Here is a 7,550-nt window from a genome sequence, read left to right as displayed (position 1 = left end):
CCCCCGCAGCCGCAGCCCCCAGCCCGGCCCCGCAGGAGGCCGCACCGTCGACGACCGGACCGTCGAGGAAGCTGCTCATCGCGGCGATCGTCTTCGGGCTCATCGGGATCAGCGGCGTCAGCTTCACCGCCGGCTACTGGGTCAACGAGGCCACCGGCAAGCACAAGGGGCACTCGATGCAGCAGCGCGGGCCCGGCGGCCACGAGGCCCAGAAGCGGGGACCCGGCCGCGGCGAGGGCCCGCGGATGTACCGCGTGACTCCGACCGCCGCCCCCTCGGCGACGCCGACCCCGGCTCCGACGCCCTAGGACGCGTCAGAAACCGAGCCTGAGCGGAGCGACGATGGAAACGCCTCGCCGCGGCCTCGAACAGGCTCGGTTTCAGAACACCTCAGACGATGGCGCGGCGGACGATGGTCTCGTCGCGGCCCGGGCCCACGCCGATGCAGGAGATGTGCGCGCCGGAGAGCTCCTCGAGCCGCAGCACGTAGTCCTGCGCGTTCTTCGGCAGGTCCTCGAACGTGCGGCACTCGGAGATGTCCTCCCACCAGCCGGGCATCGTCTCGTAGATCGGCTTCGCGTGATGGAAATCGGTCTGGTTGGGCGGCATCTCGTCGTACCGCACACCGTCGATCTCGTACGCGACGCAGATCGGCACGTTCTCGATCGAGCTGAGCACGTCGAGCTTGGTGAGGAAGTAGTCGGTGATGCCGTTGACGCGGGTCGCGTAGCGGGCGATCACGGCGTCGAACCAGCCGCAGCGGCGCGCGCGGCCGGTGGTGACACCCACCTCGCCGCCGTGCTTGGCGAGGTACTCGCCCCACTCGTCGAACAGCTCCGTCGGGAACGGGCCCGAGCCGACGCGGGTGGTGTACGCCTTGAGGATGCCCAGCACCGTCGTGATGCGGGTGGGGCCGATGCCCGAGCCCACCGACGCGCCGCCCGACGTGGGGTTCGACGAGGTCACGTACGGGTACGTGCCGTGGTCGACGTCGAGCAGGGTGCCCTGCGAGCCCTCCAGCAGGATCGTCTCGCCGCGCTCCAGCGCGAGGTTGAGCTCGAGGCGGGTGTCGGCGATGCGGTGCTTGAAGCTCTCGGCGAGCTCCAGCGTCTCGTCGACGACCTGGCGCGCGTCGAGCGCGCGGCGGTTGTAGATCTTGGTGAGCACCTGGTTCTTGAACTCCAGTGCCGCCTCGACCTTCTGGGTGAGGATCGACTCGTCCAGCACGTCCTGCGCGCGGACGCCGACGCGGGCGATCTTGTCCTGGTAGCAGGGCCCGATGCCGCGGCCTGTGGTGCCGATCTTCTTGTTGCCGAGGAAGCGCTCGGTGACCTTGTCGATGGCCACGTGGTACGGCATGAGCAGGTGCGCGTCGGCCGAGAGCAGCAGGTTCGACGTGTCGACGTCGCGCGCCTCGAGGCCGTCGAGCTCGGCGAGCAGGACCGACGGGTCCACCACGACGCCGTTGCCGATGACGTTCTTCACGCCGGGGGTCAGGATGCCCGACGGGATGAGGTGGAGCGCGAACTTGTCGCCGTTCGGCAGGACCACCGTGTGGCCGGCGTTGTTGCCGCCCTGGTAGCGAACCACCCACTGGAGCTTCTCCCCCAGCAGATCGGTGGCCTTTCCCTTACCTTCATCGCCCCACTGGGCGCCGATCAGCACGATCGCAGGCATGGACGATCTCCTTCCGGCTCGCTATTCACCTTCGGAATCACCTGGATAACGTCGAGCCGTGCCGCAACCTTACAGTAGGTGCGGTGAGCTCCGTGACCCAGAGCACCGTCGTGGTGCGCGCCCCCGATGTCCGTATCCCGGGCAGCCTCCGCGACCTCGAAACGATCACCGTCGACCTCGACTCCGCCAAGGCGGAACTGAAGCAGAAGCTGACGTTCCCGAAGCGGATCGTGGTCGCGGGGCCCGATGACCTGCTGGCGGCGGTGATCGCCCGGCTCATGGCATCGGAACGGCTCGACGTGGAGGTGGCGTACGTGCCCACCGAGAACTCGCACGCGTCGTCCATCTATCCGCCGGGCGACCCGCTGACCGGCACGCCCCGCGCCGTCCCCCTGATCCGCGACGATCGCGGCTTCGTCCTGGTGGGCAAGGCCAAGATCACGGGCCCCGACGGTGGGCCGCTGACCGGAGAGACCTTCGTCGACTCGGAGAAGCTGTTCACCGGACAGGCGAAGGCCGTGATCGTGGAGCCCTTCGGCGCGGCCGGCGAGACGGGCGGGGTCCGCGCCCGGCTCGCGAAGGGCGTGCGCCGACGGTGGCTGTCCGGTCGCGCCGCGCAGACCGGCGGGCTCGAGCTCGTCGTGACCCGCGACGGCCGCACCGACTCCAGCGTCGTGACCCGCGCGACGTTCTACCGCAACACCGACGACTGGCTGCTCATCAGCTGACGCGGACGCCACTCGGCCGTCAGTCGACGGCGGGCGGCTCGGCACGGAGCAGCACGGTGTGCGCCGCCTGGTGCGCGGCGGCGACCCGCATGAAGCGCACCACCGCGGCGAGCTCATCGTCGGTGAACCGCTCCAGCACGTCGGCGCCGGCCGAGGCGAGCATGGGCCCCATGGCCGCCCCCACCCGCTCCGTCAGCCGCGGCGTGGCGCGCACCAGCACCTTGCGTCCGTCGTCGGGGTGCGGGTGCCGCGTCACGTAGCCACGCTTCTCCAGGCGGTCGACCATCGTCGTGACGCTGCCGGTCGTCAGGCCCAGCGCCGTCGCCACGTCGCGGGGCGAGACTCCGTCGGCCCCCAGCACCAGCTCCAAGCAGGCCAGATCCGTCGAGCCGACGCCGAGGACCCGCGCCACTTCCCGATCGAAATCGCTCACCGAGACCTGATAGGCCTGCACGGCGGGACCCACCTCCGCCGCAATATCGCTTGACATTCAAGCTACCTCCTCGCATGATTGCTTGATAATCAAGCTATATCGATCTGTGGGAGAACACCATGAAGGCTCTCATCATCGGCGCCGGTGTCGCGGGTCCCGTCGCCGCCATGGCCCTCGCGCGCGTCGGCGTCGACGCCGAGGTCTTCGAACGCGACGAGCAGGACGCGGCCCAGCGCGGCGCGTGGCTCACCCTGCAGGCCAACGGTCTCGACGCACTGCAGGCGATCGACGCGGCCGGCCCGCTGGAGGGCGTCGGCTACCCCGTCGAGACCATCGCCTTCGTCAGCGGCAAGGGCCGCGCTCTCGGGCGGATGCCGCTCGCGGCCCGCCGCCCCGACGGCCTGACCTCGCTGATGATGCCCCGCGCGACGCTCTACTCCGCCCTCGCGGAGGAGGCGCGCTCCCGCGGCGTCACCGTCAGGCACGGGGCCGAGCTGATCACCGCCACCGTCGACGCCGACGGCGTCACGGCGCATTTCGCGGACGGGACGACGGCGCGCGGCGACGTCCTCATCGGCGCGGACGGCATCCACTCGCCCGTGCGCACCCTCATCGACCCGGCCGCGGCCGCGCCGCGCTACGTCCCCGTGCTCAACCTGGGCGGGTACATCCCCGACTTCACGGTCGACGTGCCGCCCCGCGAGTTCCGCATGCAGTTCGGGACCCGCTGCTTCTTCGCCTGGATGCCCACGCCCGACGGCGGGACCGTGTGGTTCGCCAATCCGCCGGCGCGGACCGAGCCCGAGCGGGGCGTGCTGTCCGGCGTCGACGACGCGGAATGGCGGCGTCGCCTGCACGCCCTCATGGACGGCGACGCCGGCCCGGCGGGCGCGATCATCGACGCCGCGCCCGGCCCGCTCGTCGGGTGGGCGACCTACGATCTGCCCGTCGTCGACCGGTGGCACGACGGGCGCGGGCGCTTGGCGCTCATCGGCGACGCCGCGCACGCCACCTCCCCTGCGGCCGGGCAGGGCGCCGCGATGGCCCTCGAGGACGCCGTGATCCTCGCGCAGTGCATCCGCGACCGGGCCACCACCACCGAGGCCTTCGCCGCCTTCGAGGGACTGCGCCGCGCACGCACGGAGCGGATCGTCGCCGAGGGGCGCCGCGCGTCGAACTCGAAGGCCGCCGGCCCCGTCGGCCGCGTGGTCCGCGACCTGGTCCTGCCGGTCATGTTCCGGCGCGCGGCGAAGGACGACGGCCGGTCCCTGACCTGGCTGCAGGGGCATCACATCGACTTCGCCGCCCCGGTCTGACGCGCTACTCGGGCGGCTTCGGCGCGTCCTTCTTCTTCGGCACCTCGCGCATCTGCGCGACCGCCGACGTTCGGGACAGGCCCGCGACCTGCAGCAGGTCGACGATCGTCGATCGCAGCTGCCCGTAGATCATCACCTCGTTGAGCGATTCGCTCTCGGAGATCTCGTGGTGCATCGGCAGCGCGTTGGCGCGCCGCGCGGCCGACCGGAGCACGCGGGCACCGTCGGCCTGATCCGGGTGCGCGCCCGGCTCGGCGAGCACCACGTCGCGCATCGTCTTGAAGGACTCGGCGAGCCGGCCGACCTCGGTGACCAGGGCGGGGTCGATCCGCTCGCCGCTCTGATTCGAGGCGAGCGCGCGACGGGCCATGACCCGCACGTTGCGCACGGCGTTGTCGAGCGGATCGGCGATCGCCTGGAGCTTGTCCATCCGGGGCCGCGAGCTCCAGAACATCGGCGAGACCTTCGCGATCTCGAGGCCGCCCGCGAGGTCGTTGGTGAGCTGGTCCAGGTCGGGCTGGGTGGCGCGGGCGGTCTCCAGCGCCCATTCGAGCGAGGAGATGTCGCGGTCGGTGAGGCCGGCGGCGATCGAGGCGACGACGCGCCGCATGGTGTCGAGCACCTTGGCGGCGTCCTTGCGCGGCCGCCGGGCGGGGTTGTTCGGGATCAGCGCCGCGATCACGACGCCGACGAGGCCGCCGATGAGCGCGTCGAGCATCCGGGTCCAGCCGCCCGTCGACCCGGGCGGGATCAGGGTCGCGACGAGCACCGCCGACGACGCGGCCTGCATCGGCACGAGCGGGCCCCGGTCGGCGAGCACCGCGACGGCCATCGCGATCGCCACGACGAGGGCCAGCTGCCAGGGCCCGGTGCCGATCACGGAGATCAGCAGGTCGCCCACACCGATGCCGACGGTGACGCCGCCGACCAGCTCCAGCGAGCGGCGCAGCCGCTGCTGCAGGGACAGCCCCAGCGAGATGATCGCGGCGATCGGCGCGAAGAAGGGCGAGACGTGCCCGATCACGTCGTTCGCGATGAACCACGCGATGCCCGCGGCGACCGCGCACTGCAGGATGGGCAGTTTGGCGTTCCAGAGCCGCTTGGTGCGGCTCTGGATCACCTGCGGCAGCGCGTTGTGCCGCCGGAGGAGTCGGCTACGCGCCGAGTCCGAGGGCGCCGGCGGCTTCGGGGTCACAGTCGTTCAACAGATCCAGGCAACGGAGGTACTCGTCTTCCTCGCCGATCGACTGCGCGGCGCGGGCCAACGCGGCCACCGCCCGCAGGAAACCGCGGTTGTTCTCGTGGCTGTAGGGCACGGGGCCGAAGCCGCGCCAGCCCTGGCGACGCAGCTGGTCGAGGCCGCGGTGGTAACCGGTGCGCGCATAGGCGTACGCGGTGACGGCCTGGCCCTCGTCGAGCGCGCCCTCCGCGAGCACGGCCCACGCCAGCGACGACGTGGGGGTGTCCGCCGCGACCTCGACCGCCGGGCGGCCCTGGTTCAGCTGGAGTTCCGGCTCTTCGTCGATGTCGAGCAGGACCGGGGGCGGGCCGAGGAGATCACCGAAGGACGTCATTGCTCCAGTCTTCCATGCTGCGCCCGGCGGAGGGTGGACGACGTGCGTGCCCGCTCGACGCGCCGGTCACCGCGGGTGCGCGCCCGCTAGGGTGTCAGGTGTTCCGTGTGCGGCGCGCCGCCGCGGAGGAGGACGGTTCACGAACGAGGGGATGGCGGAAGCGATGGCGCGGGATGACAACCGGGGACCTCTGTCGCGACTTCGTGACCTGCGCGGACGCCTCGCGGCGTGGCCCGCGGCGCCCCTCCACGATCACCCGGAGACCGCCGGCACGCTCGGCAGCGCGCCCTCCGACGCCGTGATCCCCTCGCAGTCCGACTCCCTCGCGCAGCTCGTTCAGGACGCCGCCCCCGCCCCGTCGCCGGGAGAGGCCGAGACCACTGTCATCCCCGTCGACGGTGCCGCGGCGTCCGACTCCGCGCGCACCGACGAGGCCGGCGAGGCGCCGTCCGAAGCGGAGACGCGGGTGCTGCCCGCCGCGGGGCGTGCCCTCGTCGCCGAGGACTCCTCCGTCGAGGCCGAGGACGAAGACGACGCCGACGCTCCCTCCGAGGACGAGGACGACGCCTCCGCGACCGACCCCGCGGACGTCGCCGTCGCAGCGGACGCCGCCGGCGATGCGAGCGAGGAGACCGCGGACAAGAGCACACCGGACTCGCCGCTGCGGACCGTCGGGCCGGTGGTGACCACGTCGCCGGGCGCCGACGACACCGAGACCACCGTGCTGCCCGCCGTGCAGCGCCCGAGCTCCGCCGAGACCACCGCCATCCCCGTGCAGGCCCGCCCGGCCGAGGAGACTCCCGCGGAACCCGTCGAGGAGGAGACGAGCGCTGACGAGGTCGTCGCCGACGAGGCCGCGCAGGAGACGGATGAGGCTGCGGCGACGTCCGAGGCCGACGTGAATGACGAGGCCGACGAGACCGCCGCCGACGACGACGCGGACGAGGATCGGGTCGCGGCCGACGAGGTCGTCGACGCGGACACCACTGACGATGAGGACGGCGCGGACGGCGCAGAGGCCGCGGACGGATCCGACGGCGCAGACGCAGCCGACAGTGCGGACGGCGCGGACAGCGCGGACAGCGCGGACAGCGCGGACAGCGCGGACAGTGCTGACGGATCCGACGACGACGCCGAGGTCGACGGTCCGTCGGTCGCCGCGGCGGCCGCCGGGGTCGCGGGTGCCGCTGCCGTCGTCGCCGGAGCAGCCGCGCTCACCGGCGACGATCAGGACGACCAGGACACTGCCACCGAGGCCGACGCGCCCGCGGACGACAGCGCCGCAGAGGACGAGGCCGCCGACGACGCGGAATCGGCCGCGGACGCGGAATCGGCCGAGAGCGACGACGAGCCCGAGGCCGCCGCTGCGGGCGAGGCGACCGCCGAGAGCGCGGAGGACGCCGGCGACGATGCATCCGTCGCCGAGGACACCGCCAACGACACCGCCGAGGACGGCGACGAGGCCTCCGCCGACGAGCAGGGTCCTACCGCGCAGGACGGGACCGCCGGGGACGAGGCGGCCGACGAGAGCGAGGCGGACGCCTCCGACGCGAGCGAGGCCGCTGCGGCCGCCGACGAGGCCGCCACCGAGGACGCGGACGCGTCGCCGCTGCGCACCGTCGGACCGGTCGAGACCGAGGCGCCCGCGCCGGAGGAGACCACCGAGGACGAGTCGGACGCGGCCGACGACACGGACGAGGCCGCAACGACGGCGATCCCGGCCGCCGTGCGACCGGACCAGGCGATCATCGATACCGAGCAGAACGAGCTGCCGGACGCGACGCCCGCGACCGAGGCGATCCCCCTCGCGCCCCTCTCCACC

At 72.5% G+C, this 7,550-nt stretch carries 7 protein-coding genes and 1 pseudogene; 4 read left to right on the top strand and 4 right to left on the bottom strand.

The features are described from left to right. On the top strand, nt 1-308 hold a 308-nt coding region (locus LB823_RS23315), incomplete at its 5' end, for a hypothetical protein (RefSeq protein WP_224652109.1). A gap of 82 nt (nt 309-390) precedes the next feature. On the opposite strand, the gene LB823_RS23310 is transcribed toward LB823_RS23315, so the two are convergent. After that, the gene (locus tag LB823_RS23310; protein ID WP_224652101.1) at nt 391-1,677 is read right to left on the bottom strand and encodes an adenylosuccinate synthase; all 1,287 of its coding nucleotides are present in this window, start codon (nt 1,675-1,677) and stop codon (nt 391-393) included. 83 nt (nt 1,678-1,760) lie between these two features. On the opposite strand from LB823_RS23310, the gene LB823_RS23305 reads away from it, so the two are divergent. Continuing rightward, nucleotides 1,761-2,405 carry a hypothetical protein gene (locus tag LB823_RS23305; protein WP_224652099.1) on the top strand — a complete coding sequence of 215 codons (645 nt, stop codon included), beginning with the start codon at nt 1,761-1,763 and terminating at the stop codon, nt 2,403-2,405. 19 nt (nt 2,406-2,424) lie between these two features. Here the strand turns inward: LB823_RS23305 and LB823_RS23300 are convergent, their stop codons facing one another. Continuing rightward, nucleotides 2,425-2,895 carry a MarR family winged helix-turn-helix transcriptional regulator gene (locus LB823_RS23300; RefSeq protein WP_224652097.1) on the bottom strand — a complete coding sequence of 157 codons (471 nt, stop codon included), beginning with the start codon at nt 2,893-2,895 and terminating at the stop codon, nt 2,425-2,427. Between the two features lie 62 nt (nt 2,896-2,957). Between LB823_RS23300 and LB823_RS23295 the strand changes: the two genes are divergently transcribed. Further along, nucleotides 2,958-4,154, top strand: a complete 1,197-nt coding sequence (locus LB823_RS23295) for an NAD(P)/FAD-dependent oxidoreductase (RefSeq protein ID WP_224652096.1) — start codon at nt 2,958-2,960, stop codon at nt 4,152-4,154. A 4-nt stretch (nt 4,155-4,158) separates the two neighbouring features. On the opposite strand, the gene LB823_RS23290 is transcribed toward LB823_RS23295, so the two are convergent. Next, a complete protein-coding gene (locus LB823_RS23290) occupies nt 4,159-5,349 on the bottom strand; it encodes an aromatic acid exporter family protein (RefSeq protein WP_224652095.1) in 1,191 nt (396 codons plus the stop codon). Next, nucleotides 5,309-5,728, bottom strand: a complete 420-nt coding sequence (locus LB823_RS23285) for a DUF3151 domain-containing protein (RefSeq protein ID WP_224652094.1) — start codon at nt 5,726-5,728, stop codon at nt 5,309-5,311. Before LB823_RS23285 ends, LB823_RS23290 begins: the two co-directional genes overlap by 41 nt. A 151-nt stretch (nt 5,729-5,879) precedes the next feature. Here LB823_RS23285 and LB823_RS23280 point away from each other — a divergent pair. Further along, nucleotides 5,880-7,550, top strand: a pseudogene (locus LB823_RS23280) (hypothetical protein); the annotation flags it as partial.

This window comes from Tsukamurella sp. M9C (assembly GCF_020169415.1).
Taxonomy (GTDB): domain Bacteria; phylum Actinomycetota; class Actinomycetes; order Mycobacteriales; family Mycobacteriaceae; genus Tsukamurella.
The sequence above is the reverse complement of the archived record's forward strand: the minus strand, read 5'-3'. Positions and strand labels throughout refer to the sequence as shown.

Excerpts from the sequence above, each read along its gene's own strand:
- LB823_RS23310 (WP_224652101.1), bottom strand. The coding sequence starts at position 1,677 with ATGCCTGCGATCGTGCTGATCGGCGCCCAGTGGGGCGATGAAGGTAAG.
- LB823_RS23285 (WP_224652094.1), bottom strand. The coding sequence starts at position 5,728 with ATGACGTCCTTCGGTGATCTCCTCGGCCCGCCCCCGGTCCTGCTCGAC.
- LB823_RS23295 (WP_224652096.1), top strand. The coding sequence starts at position 2,958 with ATGAAGGCTCTCATCATCGGCGCCGGTGTCGCGGGTCCCGTCGCCGCC.
- LB823_RS23300 (WP_224652097.1), bottom strand. The coding sequence starts at position 2,895 with ATGTCAAGCGATATTGCGGCGGAGGTGGGTCCCGCCGTGCAGGCCTAT.